General features: G+C 59.8%; 29 protein-coding genes and 2 tRNA genes. 15 read left to right on the plus strand and 16 right to left on the minus strand.

The window, feature by feature from the left end; translation table 11 throughout:
• Window positions 1-4: 4 nt before the first annotated feature.
• The 3 genes from QLG12_RS26535 to QLG12_RS26545 are packed head-to-tail and all read left to right on the plus strand — an operon-like array spanning window position 5 to window position 1,391.
• Window positions 5-382 (plus strand): GNAT family N-acetyltransferase, encoded by a 378-nt coding sequence (locus QLG12_RS26535; RefSeq protein ID WP_007952618.1) that lies wholly within the window; start codon window positions 5-7, stop codon window positions 380-382.
• Window positions 379-1,095 (plus strand): AzlC family ABC transporter permease, encoded by a 717-nt coding sequence (locus QLG12_RS26540; RefSeq protein ID WP_282475504.1) that lies wholly within the window; start codon window positions 379-381, stop codon window positions 1,093-1,095. Before QLG12_RS26535 ends, QLG12_RS26540 begins: the two co-directional genes overlap by 4 nt.
• Window positions 1,074-1,391 carry an AzlD domain-containing protein gene (locus QLG12_RS26545; RefSeq protein ID WP_041475112.1) on the plus strand — a complete coding sequence of 106 codons (318 nt, stop codon included), beginning with the start codon at window positions 1,074-1,076 and terminating at the stop codon, window positions 1,389-1,391. Before QLG12_RS26540 ends, QLG12_RS26545 begins: the two co-directional genes overlap by 22 nt.
• On the opposite strand, the gene QLG12_RS26550 is transcribed toward QLG12_RS26545, so the two are convergent.
• Window positions 1,308-2,234, minus strand: coding sequence for a LysR family transcriptional regulator (locus QLG12_RS26550; RefSeq protein ID WP_011331998.1), 927 nt, complete (start codon window positions 2,232-2,234; stop codon window positions 1,308-1,310). The genes QLG12_RS26545 and QLG12_RS26550 overlap by 84 nt on opposite strands.
• 448 nt (window positions 2,235-2,682) lie before the next feature.
• On the opposite strand from QLG12_RS26550, the gene QLG12_RS26555 reads away from it, so the two are divergent.
• The 4 genes from QLG12_RS26555 (at window position 2,683) to QLG12_RS26570 (ending at window position 5,168) form a co-directional block, all read left to right on the plus strand.
• Window positions 2,683-3,216 (plus strand): PBECR2 nuclease fold domain-containing protein, encoded by a 534-nt coding sequence (locus QLG12_RS26555; RefSeq protein WP_197869401.1) that lies wholly within the window; start codon window positions 2,683-2,685, stop codon window positions 3,214-3,216.
• Between the two features lie 348 nt (window positions 3,217-3,564).
• Window positions 3,565-3,783, plus strand: coding sequence for a 4-oxalocrotonate tautomerase family protein (locus tag QLG12_RS26560; protein ID WP_007952610.1), 219 nt, complete (start codon window positions 3,565-3,567; stop codon window positions 3,781-3,783).
• Window positions 3,780-4,424, plus strand: coding sequence for a DsbA family oxidoreductase (locus QLG12_RS26565; RefSeq protein ID WP_282475505.1), 645 nt, complete (start codon window positions 3,780-3,782; stop codon window positions 4,422-4,424). The genes QLG12_RS26560 and QLG12_RS26565 overlap by 4 nt, the downstream gene beginning before the upstream one ends.
• 33 nt (window positions 4,425-4,457) lie before the next feature.
• Entirely contained in the window at window positions 4,458-5,168 is a 711-nt protein-coding gene (locus QLG12_RS26570) for an SDR family NAD(P)-dependent oxidoreductase (RefSeq protein WP_282475506.1), read from the plus strand.
• A gap of 488 nt (window positions 5,169-5,656) precedes the next feature.
• Here the strand turns inward: QLG12_RS26570 and QLG12_RS26575 are convergent.
• The 7 genes from QLG12_RS26575 to QLG12_RS26605 all read right to left on the minus strand — a co-directional run bounded on the left by QLG12_RS26575 (window position 5,657) and on the right by QLG12_RS26605 (window position 11,181).
• Window positions 5,657-5,732 (minus strand) — tRNA-Thr (locus QLG12_RS26575).
• A 76-nt stretch (window positions 5,733-5,808) separates the two neighbouring features.
• Entirely contained in the window at window positions 5,809-6,624 is an 816-nt protein-coding gene (locus QLG12_RS26580) for an FkbM family methyltransferase (protein ID WP_282475507.1), read from the minus strand.
• A gap of 344 nt (window positions 6,625-6,968) precedes the next feature.
• The gene (locus QLG12_RS26585) at window positions 6,969-8,204 is read right to left on the minus strand and encodes a methyltransferase (protein WP_282475508.1); all 1,236 of its coding nucleotides are present in this window, start codon (window positions 8,202-8,204) and stop codon (window positions 6,969-6,971) included.
• Window positions 8,185-8,874 (minus strand): ABC transporter permease, encoded by a 690-nt coding sequence (locus QLG12_RS26590; protein ID WP_134825167.1) that lies wholly within the window; start codon window positions 8,872-8,874, stop codon window positions 8,185-8,187. The genes QLG12_RS26585 and QLG12_RS26590 overlap by 20 nt, the downstream gene beginning before the upstream one ends.
• Window positions 8,874-9,566 (minus strand): ABC transporter permease, encoded by a 693-nt coding sequence (locus tag QLG12_RS26595; protein ID WP_102687857.1) that lies wholly within the window; start codon window positions 9,564-9,566, stop codon window positions 8,874-8,876. The genes QLG12_RS26590 and QLG12_RS26595 overlap by 1 nt, the downstream gene beginning before the upstream one ends.
• Before the next feature lie 78 nt (window positions 9,567-9,644).
• Window positions 9,645-10,394, minus strand: a complete 750-nt coding sequence (locus QLG12_RS26600) for an ABC transporter substrate-binding protein (RefSeq protein ID WP_102687858.1) — start codon at window positions 10,392-10,394, stop codon at window positions 9,645-9,647.
• Between the two features lie 13 nt (window positions 10,395-10,407).
• Window positions 10,408-11,181, minus strand: a complete 774-nt coding sequence (locus QLG12_RS26605) for an ABC transporter ATP-binding protein (RefSeq protein ID WP_007897462.1) — start codon at window positions 11,179-11,181, stop codon at window positions 10,408-10,410.
• 552 nt (window positions 11,182-11,733) lie between these two features.
• On the opposite strand from QLG12_RS26605, the gene gabP reads away from it, so the two are divergent.
• The gene (gabP, locus tag QLG12_RS26610) at window positions 11,734-13,125 is read left to right on the plus strand and encodes a GABA permease (RefSeq protein WP_236193056.1); all 1,392 of its coding nucleotides are present in this window, start codon (window positions 11,734-11,736) and stop codon (window positions 13,123-13,125) included.
• 69 nt (window positions 13,126-13,194) lie between these two features.
• Here gabP and QLG12_RS26615 read toward each other — a convergent pair whose 3' ends face one another.
• From QLG12_RS26615 to QLG12_RS26625, 3 genes are read right to left on the minus strand one after another with little or no spacing between them, the layout of a single operon-like run.
• Window positions 13,195-13,647 carry a hypothetical protein gene (locus tag QLG12_RS26615; RefSeq protein ID WP_039764661.1) on the minus strand — a complete coding sequence of 151 codons (453 nt, stop codon included), beginning with the start codon at window positions 13,645-13,647 and terminating at the stop codon, window positions 13,195-13,197.
• A gap of 6 nt (window positions 13,648-13,653) precedes the next feature.
• Complete coding sequence (locus tag QLG12_RS26620; RefSeq protein ID WP_197869358.1) at window positions 13,654-14,067, minus strand: hypothetical protein; 414 nt, start codon at window positions 14,065-14,067, stop codon at window positions 13,654-13,656.
• 20 nt (window positions 14,068-14,087) lie between these two features.
• Window positions 14,088-15,041: an alpha/beta fold hydrolase gene (locus tag QLG12_RS26625; protein WP_282475509.1), complete on the minus strand. Its 954-nt coding sequence runs from the start codon at window positions 15,039-15,041 to the stop codon at window positions 14,088-14,090.
• Between the two features lie 265 nt (window positions 15,042-15,306).
• Between QLG12_RS26625 and QLG12_RS26630 the strand changes: the two genes are divergently transcribed.
• The gene (locus QLG12_RS26630) at window positions 15,307-15,756 is read left to right on the plus strand and encodes a carboxypeptidase regulatory-like domain-containing protein (protein WP_282475510.1); all 450 of its coding nucleotides are present in this window, start codon (window positions 15,307-15,309) and stop codon (window positions 15,754-15,756) included.
• Here QLG12_RS26630 and QLG12_RS26635 read toward each other — a convergent pair.
• The 5 genes from QLG12_RS26635 to QLG12_RS26655 all read right to left on the minus strand — a co-directional run bounded on the left by QLG12_RS26635 (window position 15,753) and on the right by QLG12_RS26655 (window position 19,948).
• A complete protein-coding gene (locus QLG12_RS26635) occupies window positions 15,753-16,091 on the minus strand; it encodes a hypothetical protein (protein ID WP_282475511.1) in 339 nt (112 codons plus the stop codon). The two genes, QLG12_RS26630 and QLG12_RS26635, sit on opposite strands and share 4 nt — an antisense overlap.
• Window positions 16,092-16,225: 134 nt before the next feature.
• Window positions 16,226-16,301 (minus strand) — tRNA-Phe (locus tag QLG12_RS26640).
• A 91-nt stretch (window positions 16,302-16,392) separates the two neighbouring features.
• A complete protein-coding gene (locus QLG12_RS26645) occupies window positions 16,393-16,665 on the minus strand; it encodes an oxidative damage protection protein (RefSeq protein ID WP_007952551.1) in 273 nt (90 codons plus the stop codon).
• Window positions 16,662-17,729 carry an A/G-specific adenine glycosylase gene (gene mutY / locus QLG12_RS26650; RefSeq protein ID WP_282475512.1) on the minus strand — a complete coding sequence of 356 codons (1,068 nt, stop codon included), beginning with the start codon at window positions 17,727-17,729 and terminating at the stop codon, window positions 16,662-16,664. The genes QLG12_RS26645 and mutY overlap by 4 nt, the downstream gene beginning before the upstream one ends.
• The gene (locus QLG12_RS26655) at window positions 17,726-19,948 is read right to left on the minus strand and encodes an AsmA family protein (protein ID WP_282475513.1); all 2,223 of its coding nucleotides are present in this window, start codon (window positions 19,946-19,948) and stop codon (window positions 17,726-17,728) included. The genes mutY and QLG12_RS26655 overlap by 4 nt, the downstream gene beginning before the upstream one ends.
• Window positions 19,949-20,302: 354 nt before the next feature.
• On the opposite strand from QLG12_RS26655, the gene QLG12_RS26660 reads away from it, so the two are divergent.
• The 6 genes from QLG12_RS26660 (at window position 20,303) to hisF (ending at window position 25,446) form a co-directional block, all read left to right on the plus strand.
• Window positions 20,303-21,967, plus strand: coding sequence for an OFA family MFS transporter (locus tag QLG12_RS26660; protein ID WP_039764668.1), 1,665 nt, complete (start codon window positions 20,303-20,305; stop codon window positions 21,965-21,967).
• A 270-nt stretch (window positions 21,968-22,237) separates the two neighbouring features.
• Window positions 22,238-22,831: an imidazoleglycerol-phosphate dehydratase HisB gene (gene hisB, locus QLG12_RS26665; RefSeq protein WP_039764670.1), complete on the plus strand. Its 594-nt coding sequence runs from the start codon at window positions 22,238-22,240 to the stop codon at window positions 22,829-22,831.
• Window positions 22,831-23,469: an imidazole glycerol phosphate synthase subunit HisH gene (gene hisH / locus QLG12_RS26670; RefSeq protein WP_007952546.1), complete on the plus strand. Its 639-nt coding sequence runs from the start codon at window positions 22,831-22,833 to the stop codon at window positions 23,467-23,469. Before hisB ends, hisH begins: the two co-directional genes overlap by 1 nt.
• Window positions 23,470-23,730 carry a DUF2164 domain-containing protein gene (locus QLG12_RS26675; RefSeq protein ID WP_011332018.1) on the plus strand — a complete coding sequence of 87 codons (261 nt, stop codon included), beginning with the start codon at window positions 23,470-23,472 and terminating at the stop codon, window positions 23,728-23,730.
• 102 nt (window positions 23,731-23,832) lie between these two features.
• Entirely contained in the window at window positions 23,833-24,582 is a 750-nt protein-coding gene (gene hisA, locus QLG12_RS26680) for a 1-(5-phosphoribosyl)-5-[(5-phosphoribosylamino)methylideneamino]imidazole-4-carboxamide isomerase (protein ID WP_197869353.1), read from the plus strand.
• 93 nt (window positions 24,583-24,675) lie between these two features.
• Window positions 24,676-25,446 (plus strand): imidazole glycerol phosphate synthase subunit HisF, encoded by a 771-nt coding sequence (gene hisF / locus QLG12_RS26685; protein WP_007897430.1) that lies wholly within the window; start codon window positions 24,676-24,678, stop codon window positions 25,444-25,446.
• Window positions 25,447-25,513: the final 67 nt, after the last annotated feature.

The following is a 25,513-nucleotide window of genomic DNA, read 5'->3' on the forward strand; positions in this document are numbered from 1 at the left end:
GCGCATGGAGCGCTTCTTCCGCCAGTTCGACGAGGTGTCGTTCTGTGAATGGCAGGATGCCAAATGCCTGCGCGGCGTGCTGATCCAGAAAACCACCACGGCCTATCTCGCCTTCGACGTCGAAGGCGAGATCGTCGGCGCGGTGCTGGGCGGCATGCTCGGCAGTCGCGGCACGATCAACCATCTGGCGGTCAGCCTGCGCTATCGCAGCCAGGGCGTGGGCCAGCGGCTGGTGGAGGCGGCGTCGGCCGACATGAAACGGGTCGGTGTGCTGCGGATGTTCCTGTTCGTCGATGATGCTAACCTCGCGGGCAAGCGTTTCTGGACGGCCCAGGGTTTTTGCGAACCTCACGGCGAGCGGACATTTGAGAGGGATCTATGAATGAAACATCCGGCAGTGCGCCGCTGATGGTCGACCGTCAGCCGTCGCGCACCTTTGCCGAAGCCAGCCCGGTGGTGGCCGGTTACTTCACCGTGTCGTTCGTGTTCGGGCTGATGGCCGTCAACGCCGGGCTGCCGTTGTGGCTGCCGGTGGCGATGTGTCTGTTCGTGTATGCCGGGGCTTCGCAATTTGCGGCGCTGGCGCTGATCAGCAGTGGGGCGTCGCTGACCACCATCGTGCTGACCACGTTTCTGATCAACGCGCGGCACATGCTGATGTCGGTCTACATGGCGAAAGCCCTGCGGGCGCTGGGCCTGAGTCGCATGGAACGCTGGTGTTACGCCGGCGGCCTGACCGATGAATCGTTCGCCTTCCACAGCGTCAAACTGGGCACCGGGGCGCCGGTGAACGTCCGTTATCTGATTGGCTTCAACCTGTTCTGCCACACCTCGTGGGTGATCGGCGGATTGCTGGGCGCCCTGTGCGCGCAGTACGCCTCGCACCTGATCAAATACCAGCTCGACTATGCGCTGACCGCGATGATGCTCTACGTCCTGGTCTCACTGTGCAACACCCGCAACAAACTCATCGCCGCCCTGGCCGCAGTGGTCTGCATGGGCGCACTGAGCCTGGTGGGCAACTCGCCATTCAACGTTTTCATCGCCACGTTTGTGGGCTGCGGAGTGGGTGTATGCCTGACCAAACGTTCCTGATTCTGGTGGTCGCGCTGATGATGGCCGTGACCTTTCTGCCACGGGCCCTGCCGTTGCAGGTCAACACCGAGCACTGGCCGCCCTTCGTCGCGCGCGCGCTGGAATACCTGCCGGTGGCGATCGTCGCTGCGATCAGCCTGACACCCTTGTTGATCAAGGATCAGCACATACAGCTCGATCGCCCGGAATTCTATGCAGCGATTCCGACGCTGTTATGTGCGTATTTCAGCAAAAACCTCTTTCTCAGTGTGGCGGTTGGGACGGCTGCGTACATTGCGCTCGGCTCGCTCATGTAGCGGCAGATCGACCACGTCGTTCAACGCCTGGCCGGACAGATCCGGGTTGTTCACCGCCAGGCGCACTTCGAGGAAATCCTCGAACCCGGGGAAGATTGTCAGGCCGTTCTTCTGCGCAGCCTCGCGGGAGACCATGCCGACCGCATCCATCTGCGTGATGAGCGACAGGGTCAGCGTTTCGCTGCAGGAGTAGATCGTCCGCTGGCTGTTCTCGTGATTGCCCAGCCCGGCGTCGAGAAAACGCAAAAAGCTGTGGGAATACGGACAGTCTTCTGCGGGACGCACCTGAAACTTGTTGCCGAGCAACGTCAGCGGATCGTTCTCCTGACCGCAGTGCGCGCCGACCACCTGCACCTGCACTTCCGGCAGGACAATGCTCGGCAGACCTGGTCGTTGCGGGCCGATCAGCACCGCAAGGTCGAAGTCCTCGTTCTTCAGCTTGCTGAGGTTTTCCATCGACTCGGCGTAGCTGAATTCCATCTGGTAATCGGGAAACACCTCGATCAGGCGCCCGATCAATCGCCGGTTGAAATCCGGCGCCAGTGTGGTGTTCAACGCCACTTTCAACGTGCGCTGTCCCGGCACCTTCAAGGCTTCGACTTTCTCTTCCATTTGCCGCGTGGCAATCAGCACTCTGTCCATATAAGGCGTCAGCTCTGTGCCTTGCGGCGTCAGCGTCAGCCCCTTGTTGGATCGTCTAAACAAGCGGAAACCGAACTGCTCTTCGACCTTGTTCAGCTGTGCGGCCAGGGCCTGCACAGTCAGGCACGAATGCTCGGCTGCGGCCGACAACGAGCCGGTCTGCACGATGCGCATGAGGTTGCGTAAGGTTCTGCTATCCATGGGTAATGCCCTCTGAAGTGGGCTGGGTATTGTTGTGTACGTGACGACCTGAACGGCGCCATTTGCCGGCTATATTCCTGCACCTGAGCATAGTTGTCGCGCAATTAGTAGCGAATTGATGTCCCTGCCGATGGCTGGAGGCTGACACAGGATCGGGGTTTTTGGTGACGTGGGGGTGATTGGGGTCAAAAAAAGTGCCCGACTCGAAGGAGCCGGGCACTTTTTTTGTGCGGTGGGGGTTACAGCGGCTGGGACAATTTCGTACAGCCATCTCGCGCTGTTCAGCGTTGATGCCGGAAGCCTCCTATTGAAAGACAAGAACGGGCTGATTTATTACCGCAGCACAAGTGGCTGAAATATCAGGCAGTTAATTTCGGGACATTTTCCGTCCGAGGCCATTGGATATCCAGGCAATGCCGGCATCCTCAAAGCTAGCGAGAGGATGCCAATGAGTGTGCCTGGGAGCAGGGCGTTACCTGAACAAAAGAATTGGAAGGATCTTGGTTTACCGGACATTCGGGACATTGATCCCGAGTTGCTGACCTCTGCGATCAGAGAACGTCCGGGTGCCGAGAGTCTGGAGGCTGCATGGGCGCAAGTTGCCAAAGGCTTCGGGCTTCATGACGGCCTCAATTCAATTGTGATTGAGACATCCATTTGCCCAGTTCTGGTGAAGCGCGAGCACTTGTTGCACATTGTGGAAAAACGCCCGAATGCTCGGGAGCGCTTCACAGACTTCGCGCAAGACACCCTGAAAAAGCCGTTAGAGATTTGGAAGATTTCCTACGATGACGACTCTTTCCGGCTCTCATATATCGGTGCCTACAACACGAAATACCAGATGCTGGTCGTGATCCATATCGATCATGGCAACGTACTCTGGAACTTCATGAACTGTGACAAAAAGGGACTGAACAAGCATCGGCATGGAGAGCTGCTGTTCCAACGTTACCGATGGCCCAAACAAAAAGGGCAGCCTTAACAGGCTACCCTTCACGAAAAAGTTGCTTGATATTGTGCTCCCTCAAGCAGGGGAGAAGAGGTCTCACCCGAACGCTGATTTTCAGGTCATCAACGGGGTTCCTAACGCCGACTATCGCCACCTGATGGCAGTCGGTTTCGCGCTCTTGGGGCCGATTCTCGGCCACTGAATCTGATGTGTCAACCTACGACTTCTATGGGTACGCGGTAGTGACATAGGCGTATCAATTCATTACACCACCTCACAAATGAAGTACCCCACCCCTACTTTTTCCTCTCCTACCGCACGCCTACATTGAGCTCCAACACCTGACCATCATCCCGAGGCCAGGTCACTGGAGTCGTCGTCATGCCATTTGTCAGCGTACGCATCACCCGCGACGGTGTTACCCGTGAGCAGAAAGCTCAGGTGATCGCCGAAATTACTGAAACCCTGGAACGCGTCCTCAACAAACGCCCGGACCTGACCCACATCGTGATCGAAGAAGTCGACACCGATAACTGGGGCTACGCCGGCATCACCACCACCGAGTACCGCCGGCAACTGGCGGAGCGGGGCCAGTCATGACCCCGACCGTGACCATCGATTTCGTTTCCGACGTGGTGTGCCCCTGGTGCGCGCTCGGGGCGACAGCGCTGGAGCAGGCGATCGGCAATCTGGCCGGCGAGGTTTCGGTGGAGCTGACTTACAAGCCCTTCGAACTCAACCCGGACATGCCCGCCGAAGGTGAACCGGCTGTGCAGCACCTGATGCGCAAATACGGCCGCACCGCCGAAGACGTCGCCGCCGGCAAGAAGATGCAGATCGAGCGCGGCAAGGCCATCGGTTTCGAGTTCAACCTGGAGAAACGCACGCACTTCCACAACACCTTCGACGCCCATCGATTGCTGATGTTGGCAGCGCAGGAAGGGCGGCAAGTCGCACTGAAAAAGATCCTGCTGCGCGCTTACTTTCGCGACGGCGACAACCCCAACGATCACCCGACGCTGATCCGTCTGGCGACCGAAGCGGGACTGGATGCAGCGAGGGCCCGCAAGGTGCTGGCCAGTGACGAATTCGCCAGCGAAGTGCGGCAACTGCAAGCGTTCTACCGGCAGCACGGAATCAACTCGGTGCCCGCGCTGATCCTGAACGGCAAGCACCTCGTCTCCGGTTCGCAATCGGTCGAGTACTACGAACAAATGCTGAAACAACTGGCTGCGGCCTGATTCAACACCTACTTATTGATTGAGGATTTCATCATGAGCAATTCGAAAAAAACCGTCGTCATCACTGGCGCCTCCCAAGGTCTGGGCGAAGGCATGGTCAAGGCCTTCCGTGAGCTGGGCTACAACATCGTCGCCACCTCGCGTTCGATCAAACCGTCGAACGACCCGCAGATCCTGACCATCGCCGGCGACATCGGCGACCCCGCCACCGCACAGCGTGTGATCAGCGAAGGTGTGGCATGCTTCGGCCGCATCGACACCCTGGTCAACAACGCCGGCATCTTTGTCGCCAAACCGTTCACCGCCTATACCCCGGAAGACTACGCGGCGGTGCTGTCGGTCAACCTCAACGGCTTCTTCTACATCACCCAACTGGCCATCGCCGAGATGGAAAAACAGGGCAAGGGCCACGTGGTCAACATCACCACCAGCCTGACCGACCACGCGCTCGACGGCGTGCCCTCGGTCCTCGCCTCACTGACCAAGGGCGGCCTCAATGCCGCCACCAAATCCCTGGCCATCGAATACGCCAAACGCGGAATCCGGGTGAACGCGGTATCGCCGGGCATCATCAAGACGCCAATGCATGGCGAAGAGACTCACGCGGCACTGGGCGCGCTGCACCCGGTTGGGCACATGGGCGAGATCGACGACATTGCGCAGGCGGTGGTGTATCTCGATAACGCGAATTTTGTGACAGGCGAGATTCTGCATGTGGACGGCGGGCAGAGCGCTGGGCACTGATTGATCCGGTAACACAAAGCCCTCGCCGCGATGCGAGGGCTTTTTTGTGCGAGGTGGTTTTTGACGTATTTGCATACCCAAAATACAACCTTCTCCATATAGGAATTTACATCTTGAAAGAGAATTTTTCGGGAGTTCTGAGAAGGCGAACTACTGTTAGGAGTGGTGGCAATTGGTTACTCAGTTCTTTTGGGGATTTAAATGGAGCGATACAGAAACTTAGGTGGTGATTCGAATGTGGTCGCCTATGAGCTGGGTCAGGGTTCAATTACCGTTCAGTTCGCAACAGGCACTCATAGGACGTATGTATATGATTCGAATCGGCCGGGCGCTTTGGTCGTGGCAGAGATGCAGCGTTTGGCTGTAGCAGGGAGAGGTCTAAATAGTTATATCGGCCGAGTTGTGAGAGACAGCTATGCAAGCAAGCATTAAGGTCGGCGTCTAGAAACAACAAAGCCCCTGCATTTCTGCAGGGGCTTCGTTTTGTATGGTGCCGGCACCAGGAATCGAACCCGGGACCTACTGATTACAAGTCAGTTGCTCTACCATCTGAGCTATACCGGCGTGTGGGCGACGATTATAGCGACTCGGGGGCTTCTGTAAACCCCTGAATTCAGACTATTTTTGCGCCCTCTGCGAATCACGCCCGGCGCAGGACGTTGCGCAGTTTTTGTACAGCGCGCCAGGTGCGGCTGTTTTGCATGGCGCGCAGTTGGGCTTCGGCTTGTTCGGCGCGTTGCAGGGCGGTTTCCAGTGCCGGGTTTACCGGGTGGGCGAGGTTGTGGCCTTTGCACAGCTGGAAGTTGTCGAGATTGCACGGTGGCAGGTCGAACGCGGGCTTGAGGTTGATGTGTTCGTTGGCCAGGAAGAAGCTGTTGAGGCCGTCGAACAGGACGTTGGTGTAGCCGGCGTCGGTCACCAAGTGTTCCCAGGTGTGGTCGCGTTCCCATGGGGTTTCGATGAGGATGATCCAGGGGCGGAAGCGGCTGAAGTCCATGCCGCGCAGGACGGTTTCTTCGTGGCCCTCGACGTCGATTTTCAGGAAGTGGATCGGCCGCTCGGCGGCGTGTTCTTCGCAGATCGAGGTCAGTGTGCGTGCGTTGACGGTGAGGCTTTGCACGTCCATGCCGAGGTTTTTGCGTTCTTGCGCGACGCCCGGGTCAGCGGTGGACAGGCCGGTGTCGGGAATGCCGTAGAAAGTCAGTTCGCCCGGCTGGTCGCTGGCCACGCATTGCAGCGTGGTGTCGCGGGGGCGATACTGGCGGAGGGCGTCGTAGTAGTTCTGCATCGGTTCGACATTGATGCCCTGCCAGCCGCGATCGTAAAAGGCCTTGGTGACCGAGTCGTGGATCGGGTCATTGGCGCCGACGTCGATATAAAAACCGTTTTCAAAATACTGCAGGGCGCGCCAGAGGCGAACGTCCTCGAAATTCTGTGCGTAAGAAATGAACGTCACGGTCGCTTCCTGTCGGTCAGATTTTTCTTGTTCGGGTGCGCGCTACCTGCACGGCACAGGTCTGTATAGCAAGGGCGGATGGCGGGCGCAATTTTCCATTGCCCGCGTCCGCGATTCGGCGGTTATGTCCTTTTGGTCGAGGGCTTATGCACAACAGGCTTTGAAGAGGGCGGGCTTAGGCGGGTTTTTGTGGACGGGTTCTCATTTGAGTCGCAAATCTCTGTTTTGCCGGTTATTTATTTGTGTGAACAAAAAATGACCAGCGCTGTTAGTGGCCTGAGACAGCCGTGGATATTGGATCCACGATAAATCCATCAACAGAGTTATCCACAGGCTGCGAAAGATTAGACGCGTTCGGCCAGCAGCAGGAAATTGCGCGGTGTGAGCGGTGCCTCGCAGAAGGTGCCGAGACGTACGACGTATCCCTGTTCGGTGAGGAAAAGTGCCCGATCCAGATTCAGCCAAAGCTCCAGCGGCCGTCGGAACAGTCCACGCAGCAGTTCCAGGTTGCGAACTTCGGCCAATCGCTGCCAACCGGCGGCTTCCAGTGCTACCCAATCTGGCGAGCGGATTGTGGATAACTCTTTCAACGCTGCCAGATCGTGGCAGTAATCGGCGAACGGTTTGTCCAGCCAGACGCTCGGCAGGGACGGCGTCGGCAGGTATTCGTCGGTGCCGCGTACCTGCCGTTGCAGAAGATCGAAAGCGAGGCGGCGGGCCATGGATGTATCACGCTGACGTCGGACGCGGGCACCGGCGGTGACGGTTTCGCTCATCGGCAGGGACAGATCTTCCAGCGAGAGCTGTAGGACGGAGCGTGAACCTGCGGAGGACAACGCCTGATATTCGGTGCGACTGATCCGGTTGTAACAGCACGGTGCAATTGCCAGTTGTCGGCAGCCAGCGGCGGAGGCCAGTTGCATCAGCCGCACATGCAAATCACCGCAAGCGTGCAGGGCGACAGGGGTGTGTTCGGTGTTCAGCAATAAAGCCGTGTCCGCTGCGAGCACATCCTGCTCGACATGCAGCGCATGCAAGTGATGCCGCTGACTCAGCGCCTGACCGCTGGCAACCAGCGCCGGGTCGTATTCCAGACAGGTGAGTTGCTGATCGGCACCGAGCAGACGCCGGCCCAAATGGCCTTTGCCCGAACACCAATCCAGCCAGTGCTTCGGTTGCGCGGCAAACGACAAGCGGCTGGCGAAGGCCTCGATCTGCTGCCATTTGCGTCCCGGCACATCGACATTGAGACGATGCCCGGCGGCTTCCAGCGAATGTGCAGGCAACTCACCCACTGCACTCAGTTCAAGCGACAACGCCGCCAGTGAAGCAAAGGGCTCCGGCGCTTCCGAAAGATCGGCAGGGTGGTTATGGGCGTTTTCCGCATCTTCCAGCGAACGTCCGCGCAGCCACGAGGCCAGTTCCGGGTAGGACGCTTCCCAAGGCAGTTGCAGATGAGTGAAAGGGCGGGGTTTCCACAATCCCTGATGGGCCGTGAGAAATGCATCCAGTGCCGTGAAACGGGCGAGCAGGGCCTCGCCCGTCAGCACGCCGGAAGAATCAGCGCCCTTGGCACGCATCGACGCGCAACCACCGCTCCAGCTGCTTGAACGCCTGAACGAGCACAAACGACATCAGCAGGTAAATGACGCCTGCGGTGAAGAACATATCCACTGTCAGGTAGTTGCGGGCAATGATGGTGCGGGTGATGCCAGTGAGTTCGAGCAAGGTCACCGTGCTCGCCAGAGAACTGGCCTTCAGCATCAGAATAACTTCGTTGCTGTAGGCCGGCAGAGCGATGCGCGCGGCGCGGGGCAGGACGATATAGAACAATGCCTTGGCCTTGGACATGCCCAGTGCGCGTGCGGCTTCGATCTCACCCGGCGGGATGGCTTGGATGGCGCCACGCAGGATCTCGGCGATGTAAGCGGCTGTATGCAACGTCATCGTGGCGGTGGCACACCAGAATGGGTCGCGCAGGTACTGCCACATGAAGCTGCCGCGTACGGCGTCGAACTGAGCCAGGCCGTAGTAGACCAGGAACAGTTGCACGAGCAACGGAGTGCCACGGAAGAAAAAGATGTAAGCGTAAGGAAATGCGCGGACAAACCAGAGTTTGGAGGAACGAGCGATGCCCAGAGGAATCGCCAGCAACAACCCGAGAATAACGGCAATACCCACGAGTTCGAGTGTCAGCAGGGCGCCCTGAAAGAACTTCGGCAGCCACTTATAGATGACTTCCCATTCCATTACGTCGTCCTCACGAAGCCACGAGCGGCGCGTTTTTCCAGGAAGTGCATAGTGATCATCGCCAGTATGGTCAGGACCAGATACATGAAGGCTGCAACCAGATAGAAAGTGAATGGATGCTTGGCGAAGGTTACGGCGTTCTGCGCATTGCGCATGATTTCTTCCAGTCCTATGACCGACACCAGCGCGGTGTCTTTCATCAGAATCATGAACAGGTTGCCAAGGCCAGGCAGGGCGATACGCCACATCTGCGGCATGATCAGCCGGGTGAAGATCCGCCATTTTGACAGGCCCAGGGCCTGGCCGGCCTCACGGTGACCTTTGGGAATAGCCAGGAGCGCGCCACGAAAGACTTCCGTGGCATAGGCGCCGAAGCACAGTCCGAGGGCGGTTACGCCTGCCACGAAAGGGCTCAGTGCCAGGTCGGGATTACCAAAGTATTCGCCAATGGCATTCATCGTCTTGACGGTGCCGAGGTAGATCAGCAGAACCCATAGCAGTTCCGGCACACCGCGTACGAGGGTCGAGTAGGTTTCGCCAAGCCACTGCAGCGGCTTGTACGGGGAAGTCTTGGCCAAGGCACCGAGCAGACCGAGCACCAGCCCGACGCACAGGGCCGAGAGTGCCAGTTTGACGGTCATCAGCGCGCCGGCGAGTAGCACCGGGCCGAATCCGTGGAGATCGATAATCATGGATTTCTTTTCAAATCGCGGCAGGCAAGGTCGGGAGCCTGCACCGTCGGATCACGGCGCAGGTCCCGCAGGTCAGGATCAATAGATGCTGAACGGGAAGTACTTGTCGTTGATCTTTTTGTAGGTACCGTCGGCGACGATTTCCTTCAATGCGGCGTTCAGCTTCTCGCGCAATGGGTCACCTTTGCGCACGGCGATGCCGATCTTGTCGCTTTCCACGACCGGGTCACCCTTGAACTCGTAGTTCTTGCCGGCGTCGGTTTTCAGCCAGTCATAGTTGGCGTACTTGTCGGCGAGGATGGCATCGACACGACCGGAGGTCAGGTCCAGGTAGGCGTTTTCCTGGGTGTCATAAAGTTTGACCTGGATATCGCTACCGTAAGTGTCTTCAAGCCAGGTGCCTGCCAGGGTTGCGCGTTGCGTACCGATGATCTTGCCCTTGAGCGCGTCCTTGTCGGTTTTGAAATCGACGTTTTTCGGCGCGATGAACTGCAGTTTGTTCGAGTAGTACGGGTCGGTGAAGTCCACCGCGCCCTTGCGCTCGTCGGTGATCGACAGCGAGGAAATCAGGAAGTCGAACTTCTTGGCGTTCAGGGCCGGGATGATGCCGTCCCAGTCGGAGGTGACCACGGAGCATTCAACTTTCATCTTGGCGCACAGGGCGTCGCCGATGTCTTTGTCGAAGCCGACGACGTTGCCGCTGGCGTCTTTGTTGTTGAACGGCGGGTAAGCCGCTTCGATGCCCATCTTCAGGGTCTCGGCCATGGCACCGGCGCTGAACGCGAGGGTGACGGCGGCGGCCAGGAAGACCTTTTTGTAGTTCTGCATGCGGGTAGCTCCGTTAGCGGTTGCTGGACATGAATTGTTTGCAGCGCGCCGAAAGCGGGTTTTCGAACACCTGCTGTGGCGATCCTTGCTCTTCTACCAGGCCCTGGTGGAGGAACACCACTTCGCTGGAGACCTGACGGGCGAAGCCCATTTCATGGGTCACGAGCAGCATGGTGCGGCCTTCTTCGGCCAATGCGCGGATGACATTAAGTACTTCCTGGACCATTTCCGGGTCAAGGGCGGAGGTGGGCTCGTCGAACAGGATCACCTTGGGTTGCATCGCCAGCGTACGGGCAATCGCCGCGCGCTGTTGCTGGCCGCCGGACAGTTGCGCCGGGTAGGCGTGGCGCTTGTCGGCGATGCCGACCTTGGCCAGCAGCGCTTCGGCGACTTCGATGGCTTCGGCTTTGCTCTGGCCGAGCACGCGGCGTGGGGCTTCGATGATGTTGTCGAGCACGCTCATGTGCGGCCACAGATTAAAGTTTTGAAATACAAAACCAATCTCGGAGCGCAGGCGATTGATCTGCTTGCCGTCGGCGGCAACCAGTTCGCCATTCTTGGCGGCCTTGAGCTTGAGTTCTTCCCCGGCGACCAGGATCTGGCCCTGATGCGGGTTTTCCAACAGGTTGATGCAACGCAGGAACGTGGACTTGCCGGAACCGGAGGAACCCAGGATCGAGATCACATCGCCGTCGCGGGCGGTCAGCGAGATGCCTTTGAGCACCTCAAGCTGTCCGTAGCGTTTGTGCAAGTTGCGGATTTCAAGCGCGGGCGTGGCCTCAGCCATGTGCGTTCCTCATATATGTTGCGCTCCTGCTGTTGGCTGGCCTTCCTGGCGAGGCGGCCAAGCTAGCATAGCGTTTCAATGGCAGCCAACAGCGCTACGAGCGGTAAACGGATGGCCTGTGGCAGGTTGTCGCATCGGCGCAGCAGACTGTCGCCCCATCAACAACCGAACGGGTGTTTGAACGTGAATTCCCGTGGGTGTCGCGTAAAAAAAGGCGCGATGTTGCCACCTTTGGCGGGGTGTTGGAAGCGCTATCCGGCCGAACGTTCCTCATTCGCCCTTTTATTGTGCATCCCATGCTTTTTCAGTGTGTTTCTGGTGCGCCGATTCGTTTGAAAAGTGAGTCGCAGGGTAACGCTTTGGCGAAATGCCATTATTCTCAAGGACTTGCGATGACTGTCCGGTCGCGCTGAAAACCGCAGCCCAGAAGAGTTTGAAACATTTTGGCGCATTTATTGCGTGCAGAATCCGGAACGCCCCGTTGGATTCTTTTTACGAGAAGGAACACCAGACGGGCCGGACGCAATCGCTTTCCTCGCAAAGGTAGTTCCAATGAGCAGTACCCAAAGCTCCAATGGCCTCGAACAGGGGCTCAAACCGCGTCATGTGACCATGCTGTCGATCGCCGGGGTGATCGGTGCAGGTCTGTTCGTCGGCTCCGGCCACGCCATCGCCGCCGCAGGTCCCGCTGTTCTGCTGGCTTACGCTGCTGCTGGCGCGCTGGTTGTGCTGGTCATGCGCATGCTCGGCGAAATGGCGGTTGCCTCGCCTGACACTGGCTCCTTCTCGACTTACGCCGACCGCGCTATCGGTCACTGGGCCGGTTTCACCATCGGCTGGCTGTACTGGTGGTTCTGGGTCTTGGTGATTCCGCTGGAAGCCAACGCCGCCGCGACCATCCTGCACGCGTGGTTCCCGGGTGTGGAAATCTGGGCCTTCGCCCTGATCATCACCATGCTGCTGACCGTGACCAACCTGTTCAGCGTGAAAAACTACGGTGAGTTCGAATTCTGGTTCGCGCTGCTCAAAGTCGTGGCGATCATCGGTTTCATCATTCTTGGCGTCGCCGCCATTTTCGGTTTCCTGCCGAACAGCCAGGTCAGCGGCGTTTCGCACATCTTCGACACCCAGGGCTTCCTGCCAAACGGCATGGGCGCGGTGCTGGGCGCGATCCTGACCACCATGTTCTCCTTCATGGGTACCGAGATCGTGACCATCGCGGCCGCCGAATCGAAGAACCCGGGCAAGCAGATCTCCAAGGCCACCAACTCGGTGATCTGGCGGATCGGCCTGTTCTACCTCGTGTCGATCTTCATCGTAGTGGCACTGGTGCCATGGAACGACCCGGTTCTGGCCAGCCTCGGTTCCTACCAGACTGTGCTTGAGCGCATGGGCATCCCGAACGCCAAGATGATCGTCGATATCGTGGTTCTGGTTGCTGTAACCAGCTGCCTGAACTCGGCGCTGTACACCTCGTCGCGCATGCTGTTCTCCCTCGGCAAGCGCGGCGACGCCCCGGCCATGTCGACCCGCACCAACAAGAGCGGCACCCCTTACTGGGCGGTAATGCTGTCCACTGGCGCGGCCTTCCTGTGCACCTTCGCCAACTACGTGGCCCCGGCTGCGGTGTTCGAGTTCCTGCTGGCCAGCTCTGGCGCCATCGCGCTGCTGGTGTATCTGGTGATCGCGATTTCGCAACTGCGCATGCGTAAACAACGCATGGCTCGCGGCGAGAAAATCGTCTTCAGCATGTGGCTGTTCCCGGGCCTGACCTACGCCGTGATCGTATTTATCGTGGCGGCCCTGACCATCATGCTGTTCCAGGATGCCCACCGCGTGGAAATCCTCGCAACCGGTCTGCTGAGTCTGGTGGTTGTGGCGACCGGCCTGTTGGTGGCTCGTCGTCGGAAAATGGAAAACCGTGGTGCGGCAGTTCTGAACTGATCCACAACGCGTAATGCAAAACGGCCGCTGTCAGTGATGACAAGCGGCCGTTTTTGTTACTGCCAGCGATTATTCGCTCTTCTCTTCCTGCGCTTCCACCGACTGACCGTAGGTGTCCAGCGCAATCCCGAAATCGCTGATGAACTGCGGTTCGCTAAGCCAGGCCTGGGCGGTCTCGCGATCCATGCCGTCGGCCCACATGCGGTAGTCGATCAGCATGTCGGCGGCCAGGTGAGTGGCGGCCATGCCTTCGTTCTCGGCGTTTTCCATGTCCAGCAGTTCAGGATGATCGACGATGATGAACGCCAGCTCACGCAGCAGCGTCAGCAGCATTTCATTGCGGCTGACGGCTTCGGCGTCGCGCATCTTGCTGAACATCGCCAAGGTGTATTCCGGGATCGGCTCGGCCAGATGGCCAAGGTCATCGTCCTGCGCCAGGGGTTTGCGACCGACCATGCGGATCTGCTTGGCTTTGGCCTTGGCGCGTTTGGCGCGTTTCTGTTGCTTGTTCAGGGATGCCATGGGAACTCAGTTTTTCTGTTGGGTTTGTGCGGCGATTGCGTCGGACGCGGCCACATAGTCTTTCTGGAAATCCGGCGATTCGATCCACGCCAGAGCGCCAGCCTCGTCAGTCTCGGTGGACCACTGGCGGTACTCGATCAGCGCCGCGAGGATGAAATCCATCGCGCCCTCTTCGCCTTCCTGTTCGTACACCAGCTCCAGCAACGGGTCTTCGAGGAATGCCGTGCACATGGCCTGCTGGCTGATCTTCTCGGCGTCGATCATTTTCTTGAACAGTTCGGTCAGGTCTACCGACTCGAAATCGATGCGGTCGTCGTTCGGGTCCAGCTCGACCGGCGCTTCGGCACGTTTGGTGCGGTTCTGCTTGGCCTTGGTCTTGGCCCGGGCGGCGCGTTTTTGCTGCTTGTTGGCAGAAGCCATGGTGTGTGTTCCGTGGTGCGTTAAAGGGCTTGGCTGCGTGGGATCTTGCGCCCCGGTGTGTCGGAGGCCAGTTCGCCGGTCTGCAGCCAGGTCAGAGCGATGGGCCATAGTGTGGCTTGGTATGCGCTGCGAAAAAAGGCGAAATGTCCGACTTGCTGTTCGCCGATGTCCTGCGGCTCGATTCGCAGGTGGGTCTTTTGGGCGTTGTGGAAGTAAGCGAGCAGGCGTTCGATGGCGGGAATCGTGCCGTAGGGATCGTCACTGATGCTGATTGCCAAGGCTTTGGCCCGGACGTTGGCGAAGGGCAAGTCCGCCATCGTTCTCCCGCTCGGGCGCCGCTCATAACGTGCGGCTGGCGTGCTCCAGTCGCGCACCACGCCGGCGGGCGTGTCCTCCAGCCAGCCAAGTCGTTTGCCCGGAAAATATCCACAGAGCAACGTTACCAGCGGCATCAGCAGATGCCATTTGCCGAACATCCGCCATCGGTGCTCGGGCGCGTAATCGCGCCAGTAAGCGAATTGTGCGCCGACCGTCACCAGACGTCGGATTATCTTCCCGGACGCCACCAGGCCTGCTGCGCAGCCACCGAAGCTGTGCCCGACCACATCGATCGGCTGGCCGGGAAACTCCCGCTGCGCGCGTTTGAGCATCGCCTCGAAATCCAGCGCGCCCCAGTCCGTCCACGAAGCCTGCAAATGCTTCATCGACTTTGGCCGCGACTCACCAATGCCCCGGTAGTCGTAAATGATCACGTCGAAGCCGTTGGCGAACAGGTACGCCGCGAAGCGCGAGTAGTGACGGCAGCGCACGGACGTGGCGGCGTTGATGATGACCACCGGGCGTTGTGGATCGGGCGAAGCGTGGCGCCAGGTGAAGCCACCGAGCAGATAGCCGTCGGCGGCGGGCTCGTGGAAGGGCTCGCTTTCAATGTCGGATGCTTGGCCAAGTGGAGGTGGCGCACTTTGTAGGTTCATGGGTTTCGAGCCTGGCTAGGACGGGTCGAGAATGAACTTCAGGCGGGATGTAGCGCAATGATTTGGCACGCAGTGCATACCGGATGGAAGGTTCGATAAGGCGCTCGCCAATTCGTGACGCAGTGCGTCATGAATTGGCTGGGAAATACTTCAGTAGTCCTTTTCGCATTCAAAACAACTCCCAATTGTTCTAAAACCCACCCCGCAAGACAAAATCTAAAAAGAGGTAACGATTGGGTTCCGCGAGAGCCCGGGAGTCGTCCTCATGAAACGCGTTCTTTCATTCGTGCTGCCCGTTGCCGCTGCGGCGGTGCTGCTGTTTCCGATCATGGCGCAGGCTGCAAGCCTGGAGCCGATCGACAGTTCCGCCGTGCAGGTTCAGCAGCAAGAGCAAAACGGCGTTCGCTATCTGGCCGGCGGGATTGGTGAAGATGAGTCGAAAGCCATTCAGCAATCCGCGGGCTACAACCTGCACATGACGTTCGCCGTCGGCATGCAAAACCAATACACCGCCGATGTTGACGTGATGATTCAAAAAGTACCCGGCCAGACCGTGCTGACGCTGAATCAGACCGGGCCATTGGTCTACGTGCAGTTACCGCCCGGCAAATATACGGTCGTCGCGACCCGCAATGGTGAAACGCGCCGGGATGCGGCGGAAATTGGCGGCGGTGCTGCGCGCAATCTGGTGTTCCACTGGAACGACAACACCTAGCGCTGCTGACGGTCGCGCCGGGATGGCGCGACCGTTGCCGTGCGGCCCAGCCAGATCAATAACCACGAGGCGCCCGACAGGAAGAGGGCGAGGAGGCAATGCGCGGCGACGGCAAACCAGAAGCTGCTGGGTTGTGTGCTCAACGAATACACGGCGAAGCGTTTGCCGCGTGCCATGTTGCCGATGCGCCCCTGAATCAGGCCGTCCACGGTTTCATAGGCGATCAGGCCGATGCACAGGATCAGCACCAGGCCGAGCGCGATCATCATCCAGTCGGTGCGTTTTACGGGCGGCGCGGGATGGGGCAGGGGAACGCGGGTTCTTTTCTGGTTCATCGCGGGATGACCCTCTTCCATAAGGGTTGAGCAACGTATCGCGAATTCCGGCCTGCAAGAAGGGCGGATCCGGTCGCCATCAAATCGCAGGCATAAAAAAACCCTGAATCTTGCGATTCAGGGTTTTCGGTATTTGGTGCCCAGAGACGGAATCGAACCGCCGACACGGGGATTTTCAATCCCCTGCTCTACCGACTGAGCTATCTGGGCAACGGGGCGCATTAAAAGGGTTTTTCGGATTTACGTCAACGACTTTTTTAAAATTTCTTAAATTAATTCCGTCGCTTACGAAATCCGGGGGTTATTCGGCTGGCGGAACGTAGCCTTCGGCCTGAGCGTATTCCTCGCCGGAGAAGTACTTGTCCATTTCGCCCTGAAGAAATTTGCGGTCTTCGGCGTTCATCATGTTCAGGCGTTTTTCGTTGATCAGCAGGGTCTGGTGTTTCTGCCAGTCCGCCCAAGCCTTGGCCGAGACGTGTTCGAAAATATCCTGGCCCTTGGCGCCCGGGTACGGTGGGCGCTCCAGACCTTCGAGTTGTTCTTTGTACTTGCGGCACATTACGGTGCGGGTCATGTCGACTCTCCTGCATTCAAGACGGCGGCCGCGCGTTCGAGCAAGGTCTTGACCGGGGCGGCGAGGCCCAGGCGCGGCGGGGTGGCGAGGTTATACCAGAGCCAGTCGGCCTCGGCCACGTGACCGCCGGCCTCCTGCACCTGAACCAGCCAGGGTTCGATGGACAGCTGGAAGTGGCTGAAGGTGTGGACAAGGCTCGGCAGCGCCTGCTGCTCGCCCAGTTCCAGCGAGTGCTGCGCGGCGAGGTGTTGCAGGTCGTCGAGGTCGTCGAGTTCCGGCAGGCTCCACAAACCGCCCCACAATCCGCTGGACGGGCGGCGATAAAGCAAAATCGCGCCGTCCTCGTTGGCCAGCAGCGGCATCAGCGTGCGTTTCTGCGGGATGGCCTTGCGCGGTTTGGGAATCGGGTAGCGCGTCTCCAGGCCGAGCATGTGCGCTTCGCAACCCTTTTTCAGCGGACACAGCAAACAGCTCGGCTTGCTGCGGGTGCAGAGCGTGGCGCCCAGGTCCATCATCGCCTGGGTGTAGGCGTTGACCCGATCCTGCGGCGTGAAGCGCTCGGCGTTGGCCCACAGCTGTTTGGCGACCTTTGGCTCGCCGGGGTAGCCCTCCTGCGCGGTAAAGCGCGCCAGCACCCGTTTGACGTTGCCGTCGAGGATCGGCGCACGCAGGCCCATGCTGATGCTGGCGATCGCACCGGCGGTGGACAGGCCGATGCCCGGCAGCTCCGTGAGCTTCTCGACATCCCGGGGAAACTCGCCACCGTACTGGCTGACGACGATCTTCGCAGTCTTCTGCAGATTGCGCGCGCGGGTGTAGTAACCCAGGCCCGTCCACAGGTGCAGCACTTCGTCTTCCGGCGCTGCGGCCAGGGCTTCGACCGTCGGCAGTGCGGCCATGAACCGGTCGAAGTAAATGAGCACGGTGCTGACCTGAGTCTGCTGCAACATGATCTCGGACACCCACACCCGGTACGGGTTGATGTTCTGTTGCCAGGGCAAGTCATGGCGGCCGTGGCGGTCGAACCATTCCAGCACCGCCGTGGAAAACTGCTCCGCTCTCATCGCTTGAACAGCCCCTTCAATGCGTTTTTCAGTTCCGGGCTGACTTTGTCGCCCAGTTTTTCGTCGATCTTTTCGCTGAGCTTGTCGCCGGCCAGTTTGCTCGCGACCTGGCCCATGCGCTCGTTGTCCACGCGGCAGGCCTTGGCGCCCAGTTCCAGCGGGCCACGGCAACGCAGCGGCCATTCGATGCCGACGAATTTGTCGCCGACCTGGCAGGCCGGGTCCGGCATGGCACTGGTGTCGCCTTCGACGATGATGCCGACGCGGTAGTCCATGCCCAGCACCTTGAGGTCGATATCGCCGTCACCGTTGACGCTCATGCCGGGGATGCGCACTTTCAGGTCCGGGTTGCTGGCCACGCCGTTGCGGAAGGTCAGGTTGCCCTTGAGTTCCTGAAATGGTGTGTCCTTGCCCCGCGGCTCGCCGCTCAGGGATTTACGGTTGAGGGTGGCGATGCCCTTGCACAGTTGCTGCTCAAGGTTGGCGTTGAGCAGCACGCCGTTGTTGATCACGAAACTGGCGTTGCCGTTGAGGGTTTCGATCAGCGCCTGCTGACTGTTGCCACTGCCGGTGACGGTGCTGGTGAGATTGACCAGACCCTTGACCGGCGGATTCTTGCCCTGGCTTTCGAGGATTTTCTCCACTGGCACCCGGTTGATCCGGGTTTGCAGGTTCAGCACCGGCGTGGTCTGGCGCACATCCAGCGTCCCCTTGGCTTCAAAGTCGCCGTTGTACAGCTCGCCGCGCAGGTTCTCCAGAGTCAGCAGGCCGCCCTGGCCGGTCGCTTTCAGTGCGGCGTTCTGGATCGGCAATTTGTCGAGGGTCAACTGGCCGAAGGTCAGGTCAGCGTTCACGTCGAGCTTGCTCAGGCGCTCGACCGGGAACAGGCGCTCGGTGCTCCAGGCGCTTTTGCTCGGTTTTTCCGGCAGCGGCGTGCTGCCGGCACCCGCCATCGCATCGGCCTCGGTGCTGGCGACTTCGGCCTGGCGGACCTGGGTAGCGTTGTTGGCTTTTTCCGATTTCGGCGGCAGGTAACGGTCGACGTTGAAGGTGTCGGCCTTGAGGACCGCTCGCAGCGATTGCTTGGCGAAATCTTCGACGGCGATGCGGCCGCTGAAGCTGCTGTCGTCGAGTTTCAGGTTGATGTTGTCCAGCGCCACGCTGGTTGGCGTGGCGGCGACACGGCTGACCAGTTCAACCTTGCTCAGGCTGCCTTCGGCCATGGCCGGCAGAGTCTGGCCGATGCTGTCGACGAATTTCGCCAGGTCGAACTGGGCAACGGAAATCCCGCCGCTGATCTGTGGGGTCTTGTCCAGGTCGTTTGCCTTCAGCTCGCCGAGGGCACGCAACTGATTGACCGACAGTTTGATGCCGGTCCATTCGGCGACGTTGGCGGCCTTGTCCAGCAACAATTGGCCTTGGGCGGCAAAGGTTACGGTTTTGCCCTGCAGCGGATCGCCGGCGACTTCGCCGGACAGCTTCAGGTCTTCGAACTTGTAGCGTTGCAGGGCGCGCTCGAAGCGCAGCTCGCCGTTGAGCTCGGTGCGCACCCGCAGCACTGGCTGGTTGGTACCGAGGAACGCGGTGGCCTTGACCGGGATGTTGGTCGAATCGTGAACCGCGCCGGTACTCAGCTGGATGCTTTCGGCGCTGAATTGCTTGCCGGTCAGCTCGTCGTTGTATTCCACGCGGGCGTTGTTGACGGTCAGGCTGTCGATGTCCAGGCGGATCGGCTGGGCCGGTTTTTCCACCGGGGCCGGTGTTGCTGGAGACGCTTCCCCGGCGGTCGCAGGCGGTGTGCTGCCGGCGGGAGCCGGCACCTTGCCGATGTCTTCCCAGTTGCCATGACCATTCTTGTCACGGTTCAGACGCAGGTTCAGGCCTTCGACGCGCACGTCGCTCATCTGCACTTCGCGGCGCAGCAGCGGCAGCACGCGCACGGACAGGCCGAGCATCTGCAGGTCGGCGAACGGTTCGGCCGGCTTGGCCAGGGTCGCGACGCTGGCCTCGTGCAGTTCCAGGCCGAGCCACGGGAACAGGCTCCAGCCGATGTCGCCATTGAGCGTCAGCTCGATGTGGGCCTTGTCGCGGGCAATCTGACGGATCTCGTCTTTGTAGTCGTTGGGATCAAACAGGTGGGTCAGGGCGAAGCCCGCCGCCACAATGATCAGCAACAGCCCGAGAAGTACCAGACCCAGGATTTTGCCGAACGCTTTCATGGGCGAGTCCTTGTAAGTAGTCGATTTCGTAATTTAGCCGGGGAGTATAGCGCTGCATCAACCCTCGCTGTCGCGGTGCCCCGTGAAGGCTGTTGAACCGCGATGTACAGCGCTTCGACAACGGTCGGCATCGGGGTTCCCCGGCGTCATGAGATCAGATGACTCAAAAAAGGTGATATCAGTTTGGTTTTTCTGTCACGTGCAAATGGTAACCTTCGCCCGTTCGTCCGCCCATCTGCGACTTAACGTCGCGCTTTCAAGGAGCTTCACCCGCAAAAAACGGTCATGCCTGCGTGCATAAAGGCCGGGGTGGGCAGTGGCTGGCGAACCATACTAATAATTGGGGGATACACAATGAGCACGACCATTACGGCGGACGGCTTCAAAGCCGATCAGCCCGGGTTCCTGTCCAAGGAACGCATCATCGCCAAGCCCGGTTTCAACCGTTGGCTGGTTCCACCGGCCGCTCTGGCCATTCACCTGTGCATCGGCATGGCCTACGGCTTCTCGGTGTTCTGGTTGCCGCTGTCCAAGGCGCTGGGCGTGACCGCTCCGGTGGCTTGCGCACCGGACATGAGCTTCATCGCACAAGTCTTCTCGTCGCAATGCGACTGGCCGATCTCCATGCTCGGCTGGATCTACACCCTGTTCTTCATCTTCCTCGGCTGCTCGGCAGCGATCTGGGGTGGCTGGCTTGAACACGCAGGACCACGCAAGGCCGGCGTTGTATCGGCATTGTGCTGGTGCGGCGGTCTGCTGATTTCTGCGCTGGGTATCTATACCCACCAGATCTGGCTGATGTGGATCGGCTCCGGCGTGATCGGCGGTATCGGTCTGGGTCTGGGCTACATCTCGCCGGTCTCGACCCTGATCAAATGGTTCCCGGACAAGCGCGGCATGGCGACCGGCATGGCGATCATGGGCTTCGGTGGTGGCGCGATGGTTGGTGCACCACTGGCGACCGCTCTGATGAGCCATTTCGCTTCGCCGACTGGCGTGGGCGTGTGGCAGAGCTTCGTCGCCATGGCTGCGATCTACTTCGTGTTCATGATCGGTGGCGCGCTGGCTTACCGCGTACCGCCAACCGGCTGGAAGCCTGAAGGCTGGACCGCGCCAGCGAAAAAAGCGTCGAACGCGATGATCACCCACCGTCACGTTCACGTGAATGTGGCGTGGAAAACCCCGCAATTCCGCCTGGTGTGGCTGGTGCTGTGCCTGAACGTGTCGGCCGGTATCGGCATCCTCGGCATGGCTTCGCCACTGTTGCAGGAAGTGTTCGGTGGCAAGCTGCTGGGCAATGATCTGCCGTTCGGTCAGCTGGATGCCGGTCAACTGGCTTCCATCGCAGCGATTGCGGCCGGTTTCACCGGTCTGCTGAGCCTGTTCAACATCGGCGGTCGTTTCTTCTGGGCGTCGTTCTCGGACTACCTGGGCCGCAAGAACACTTACTTCGTGTTCTTCGCACTGGGCTTTGCGCTGTACGCACTGATCCCGAACCTTGGTCACCTGGGCAACGTTGCGCTGTTCGTGGCGGCGTTCTGCATCATCCTGTCGATGTACGGCGGTGGTTTCGCCACCGTTCCGGCGTATCTGGCCGACCTGTTCGGTACGCAAATGGTTGGCGCGATCCACGGTCGTCTGCTGACTGCCTGGGCTGCCGCTGGCGTGCTGGGTCCGGTACTGGTGAACTACCTGCGTGAGTATCAGCTGAGCATCGGCGTCGAACGCGCCGCCGCTTACGACATCACTCTGTACATCCTCGCCGGCCTGCTGGTGCTGGGTTTCCTGTGCAACCTGCTGGTACGCCCGGTGGCCGACAAGTACTTCATGACCGACGCTGAACTGGCAGCTGAACAGGCGCTGGGCCACGACAAGGGTGCTGACGGCAGCACCGTGCTGGAGTGGAAAGCCGCGCCGGGCAGCAAGCCATTGGCGATCGCTGCGTGGCTGGTGGTGGGGATTCCGTTGGCGTGGGGTGTGTGGGTGACCCTGCAGAAGACGGCGGTTCTGTTCCACTAAGTAACCGTTAAAACGCAGAACCCCTGTGGGAGCGGGCTTGCCCGCGATGGCGTCCGGTCAGTCGACATCACTGTTGGCTGACCCACCGCTTTCGCGAGCAAGCCCGCTCCCACATTTGTTTCCGGGTGCCTGTAATGGCTTGTATGGACATGTCTACCCGCGACAGCCGGGGCTTCTATCCGTCTGCCATATCACCTCTCGTGTTTCTGTTTCGGCCCCGCGCCCCTATAATGGCTGCCTTTTTCGCCCAATGATTTTGCGGAGCTGGTGATGGCCGAACGTAAGGCGTCTGTCGAGCGCGACACTCTGGAAACCCAGATCAAAGCCTCGATCAACCTTGATGGCACCGGAAAGGCCCGATTCGATATCGGTGTTCCTTTTCTTGAGCACATGCTGGATCAGATCGCCCGTCACGGGTTGATCGACCTGGATATCCAATGCAAGGGCGATCTGCATATCGACGACCACCATACGGTGGAAGACGTCGGTATCACCCTCGGCCAGGCCTTCGCGCAAGCCATTGGCGACAAGAAAGGCATCCGTCGCTACGGCCACGCCTACGTGCCGCTCGATGAAGCGCTGTCGCGCGTGGTGATCGACTTCTCCGGCCGCCCAGGCCTGCAGATGCACGTGCCGTACACCCGCGCCACCGTTGGCGGCTTCGACGTCGACCTGTTCCAGGAATTCTTCCAGGGCTTCGTCAACCACGCGCTGGTCAGCCTGCACATCGACAACCTGCGCGGCACCAACACTCACCACCAGATCGAAACCGTGTTCAAGGCTTTCGGCCGCGCGCTGCGCATGGCCGTCGAGCTGGACGAGCGCATGGCCGGCCAGATGCCTTCGACCAAGGGCGTCCTGTAATGCAGACGGTTGCAGTTATCGATTACGGCATGGGCAACCTGCACTCGGTGGCCAAGGCCCTCGAGCACGTCGGTGCCGGCAAGGTGCTGATCACCAGCGATGCGGCAGTGATCCGCGAAGCCGACCGCGTGGTGTTCCCCGGTGTCGGCGCGATTCGCGATTGCATGGCGGAGATCCGTCGCCTCGGTTTCGATTCGCTGGTGCGTGAAGTCAGCCAGGACCGTCCGTTTCTCGGCATCTGCGTCGGCATGCAAGCCTTGCTCGACTCCAGCGAAGAGAACGACGGCGTCGACTGCATCGGCCTGTTCCCGGGCGCGGTGAAGTTCTTCGGCAAAGACCTGCATGAAGACGGCGAGCACCTGAAAGTCCCGCACATGGGCTGGAACGAAGTGAAGCAGGCGGTGGATCATCCGCTGTGGCACAACATTCCGGACCTGGCGCGTTTCTACTTCGTGCACAGCTACTACATCGCCGCCGGCAACCCGCGGCAGGTGGTCGGCAGCGGTCATTACGGCGTCGATTTCGCCGCGGCGCTGGCCGAAGGTTCGCGTTTCGCCGTGCAGTTCCACCCGGAGAAGAGCCATACCCATGGCCTGCAATTGCTGCAGAACTTCGCGGCGTGGGACGGTCGCTGGTAAATGGCCGTCAAGAAATCCAAGCCGCCGATACTGACCCTCACTCCCGAGCAGGAGAGCGAGGCCAACCGCAAGATTCAGCGGTTCATGGAGGATCGTTTCGAACTGGACCTGGGTTCGTTCGAGGCGGCGGAAATTCTTGAGCTGTTTACCCGCGAAATTGCTCCGCACTATTACAACAGGGCGATTTTCGATGTGCAGACCCACCTCAAGGAGCGGTTTGAAAGCATCGAAAGCGACCTGTGGGCGCTCGAGAAGAATTAGGGCAGCGGCAAGCTTCAAGCTGCAAGCTGCAAGAAGTACACACGCGTGCGCGCTTGCAGCTTATGGCTTGCAGCTTGCAGCTCTTTTGACGAAGGAAAAAGCATGCTGATTATTCCCGCTATCGATCTTAAAGACGGTGCCTGCGTACGTCTGCGCCAGGGCCGCATGGAAGATTCCACAGTGTTCTCCGATGACCCGGTGAGCATGGCTGCCAAGTGGGTGGAGGGCGGCTGCCGTCGTCTGCATCTGGTCGATCTGAACGGCGCTTTCGAAGGCCAGCCGGTCAACGGCGAAGTGGTGACCGCGATCGCCAAGCGCTACCCGACCCTGCCGATCCAGATCGGCGGCGGCATTCGTTCGCTGGAAACCATCGAGCACTACGTCAAGGCCGGCGTCAGCTACGTGATCATCGGCACCAAAGCGGTGAAGGATCCGGCGTTCGTCGCTGAAGCCTGCCGCGCGTTCCCGGGCAAGATCATCGTCGGCCTCGACGCCAAGGACGGTTTTGTCGCCACCGATGGCTGGGCTGAGATCAGCACCGTGCAGGTCATCGACCTGGCCAAGCAGTTCGAAGCCGACGGCGTGTCCTCGATCGTTTATACCGACATCGCCAAAGACGGCATGATGCAGGGCTGCAACGTACCGTTCACCGCTGCGCTGGCGGCTGCCACGAAGATCCCGGTGATCGCCTCCGGCGGCATTCACAACCTCGGTGACATCAAGTCGCTGCTCGACGCCAAGGCGCCAGGCATCATCGGCGCCATCACAGGGCGCGCGATTTACGAGGGCACTCTGGATGTTGCAGAGGCTCAGGCTTTTTGTGATGGCTACGCGGCCAGCTCCAAGCCATAAGCTTCGAGCTGCAAGTCAGAAGCGCGACCGCAATCTGCTCTTTCTTGCAGCTAGCAGCTTGAAGCTTGCAACTCTTAATCGGAGATTAAGCCAATGGCGTTAGCCAAACGCATCATCCCTTGCCTGGACGTGGACAACGGCCGGGTCGTCAAAGGTGTGAAGTTCGAGAACATCCGTGACGCCGGCGACCCGGTGGAAATCGCCCGTCGCTACGACGAGCAGGGTGCCGACGAGATTACCTTTCTCGACATCACCGCCAGCGTCGATGGCCGTGACACCACGCTGCACACCGTCGAGCGCATGGCCAGCCAGGTGTTTATCCCGCTGACCGTCGGCGGTGGTGTGCGTACCGTGCAGGACATTCGCAACCTGCTCAATGCCGGTGCGGACAAGGTGTCGATCAACACCGCTGCCGTGTTCAACCCGGAGTTCGTCGGCGAAGCGGCGCAGCATTTCGGCTCGCAATGCATCGTCGTCGCCATCGACGCGAAGAAGGTCTCCGGCCCGGGCGAAACCCCGCGCTGGGAGATCTTCACCCACGGCGGCCGCAAGCCGACCGGCCTCGACGCAGTCGAGTGGGCGAAGAAAATGGAAGGCCTGGGTGCCGGTGAAATCCTCCTGACCAGCATGGATCAGGACGGCATGAAAAACGGTTTCGACCTCGGCGTGACCCGCGCCATCAGCGATGCGCTGGGCATTCCGGTGATCGCTTCCGGCGGCGTCGGCAACCTGCAGCATCTGGCTGACGGCATCCTTGAAGGCCACGCCAGTGCAGTACTGGCGGCGAGTATTTTCCACTTCGGCGAATACACCGTTCAGGAAGCCAAGGCCTACATGGCTCACCGCGGCATCGTAATGCGCTAAACATCCATACAGGCCAGTGGACAGCATGGCGTACCCAAGGCACTCTTGGGCACGCCATGGATTTCGG

This window comes from Pseudomonas sp. V88_4 (genome assembly GCF_029967985.1).
Lineage (GTDB): Bacteria > Pseudomonadota > Gammaproteobacteria > Pseudomonadales > Pseudomonadaceae > Aquipseudomonas > Aquipseudomonas glycinae.

Coding starts and splice junctions, on each gene's coding strand:
- QLG12_RS26535 (WP_007952618.1), top strand. CDS start 5: ATGGAGCGCTTCTTCCGCCAGTTCGACGAGGTGTCGTTCTGTGAATGG.
- QLG12_RS26540 (WP_282475504.1), top strand. CDS start 379: ATGAATGAAACATCCGGCAGTGCGCCGCTGATGGTCGACCGTCAGCCG.
- QLG12_RS26545 (WP_041475112.1), top strand. CDS start 1,074: ATGCCTGACCAAACGTTCCTGATTCTGGTGGTCGCGCTGATGATGGCC.
- QLG12_RS26550 (WP_011331998.1), bottom strand. CDS start 2,234: ATGGATAGCAGAACCTTACGCAACCTCATGCGCATCGTGCAGACCGGC.
- QLG12_RS26555 (WP_197869401.1), top strand. CDS start 2,683: ATGAGTGTGCCTGGGAGCAGGGCGTTACCTGAACAAAAGAATTGGAAG.
- QLG12_RS26560 (WP_007952610.1), top strand. CDS start 3,565: ATGCCATTTGTCAGCGTACGCATCACCCGCGACGGTGTTACCCGTGAG.
- QLG12_RS26565 (WP_282475505.1), top strand. CDS start 3,780: ATGACCCCGACCGTGACCATCGATTTCGTTTCCGACGTGGTGTGCCCC.
- QLG12_RS26570 (WP_282475506.1), top strand. CDS start 4,458: ATGAGCAATTCGAAAAAAACCGTCGTCATCACTGGCGCCTCCCAAGGT.
- QLG12_RS26585 (WP_282475508.1), bottom strand. CDS start 8,204: ATGCGTGCCAAGGGCGCTGATTCTTCCGGCGTGCTGACGGGCGAGGCC.
- QLG12_RS26590 (WP_134825167.1), bottom strand. CDS start 8,874: ATGGAATGGGAAGTCATCTATAAGTGGCTGCCGAAGTTCTTTCAGGGC.
- QLG12_RS26595 (WP_102687857.1), bottom strand. CDS start 9,566: ATGATTATCGATCTCCACGGATTCGGCCCGGTGCTACTCGCCGGCGCG.
- QLG12_RS26600 (WP_102687858.1), bottom strand. CDS start 10,394: ATGCAGAACTACAAAAAGGTCTTCCTGGCCGCCGCCGTCACCCTCGCG.
- QLG12_RS26605 (WP_007897462.1), bottom strand. CDS start 11,181: ATGGCTGAGGCCACGCCCGCGCTTGAAATCCGCAACTTGCACAAACGC.
- gabP (WP_236193056.1), top strand. CDS start 11,734: ATGAGCAGTACCCAAAGCTCCAATGGCCTCGAACAGGGGCTCAAACCG.
- QLG12_RS26615 (WP_039764661.1), bottom strand. CDS start 13,647: ATGGCATCCCTGAACAAGCAACAGAAACGCGCCAAACGCGCCAAGGCC.
- QLG12_RS26620 (WP_197869358.1), bottom strand. CDS start 14,067: ATGGCTTCTGCCAACAAGCAGCAAAAACGCGCCGCCCGGGCCAAGACC.
- QLG12_RS26625 (WP_282475509.1), bottom strand. CDS start 15,041: ATGAACCTACAAAGTGCGCCACCTCCACTTGGCCAAGCATCCGACATT.
- QLG12_RS26630 (WP_282475510.1), top strand. CDS start 15,307: ATGAAACGCGTTCTTTCATTCGTGCTGCCCGTTGCCGCTGCGGCGGTG.
- QLG12_RS26635 (WP_282475511.1), bottom strand. CDS start 16,091: ATGAACCAGAAAAGAACCCGCGTTCCCCTGCCCCATCCCGCGCCGCCC.
- QLG12_RS26645 (WP_007952551.1), bottom strand. CDS start 16,665: ATGACCCGCACCGTAATGTGCCGCAAGTACAAAGAACAACTCGAAGGT.
- mutY (WP_282475512.1), bottom strand. CDS start 17,729: ATGAGAGCGGAGCAGTTTTCCACGGCGGTGCTGGAATGGTTCGACCGC.
- QLG12_RS26655 (WP_282475513.1), bottom strand. CDS start 19,948: ATGAAAGCGTTCGGCAAAATCCTGGGTCTGGTACTTCTCGGGCTGTTG.
- QLG12_RS26660 (WP_039764668.1), top strand. CDS start 20,303: ATGAGCACGACCATTACGGCGGACGGCTTCAAAGCCGATCAGCCCGGG.
- hisB (WP_039764670.1), top strand. CDS start 22,238: ATGGCCGAACGTAAGGCGTCTGTCGAGCGCGACACTCTGGAAACCCAG.
- hisH (WP_007952546.1), top strand. CDS start 22,831: ATGCAGACGGTTGCAGTTATCGATTACGGCATGGGCAACCTGCACTCG.
- QLG12_RS26675 (WP_011332018.1), top strand. CDS start 23,470: ATGGCCGTCAAGAAATCCAAGCCGCCGATACTGACCCTCACTCCCGAG.
- hisA (WP_197869353.1), top strand. CDS start 23,833: ATGCTGATTATTCCCGCTATCGATCTTAAAGACGGTGCCTGCGTACGT.
- hisF (WP_007897430.1), top strand. CDS start 24,676: ATGGCGTTAGCCAAACGCATCATCCCTTGCCTGGACGTGGACAACGGC.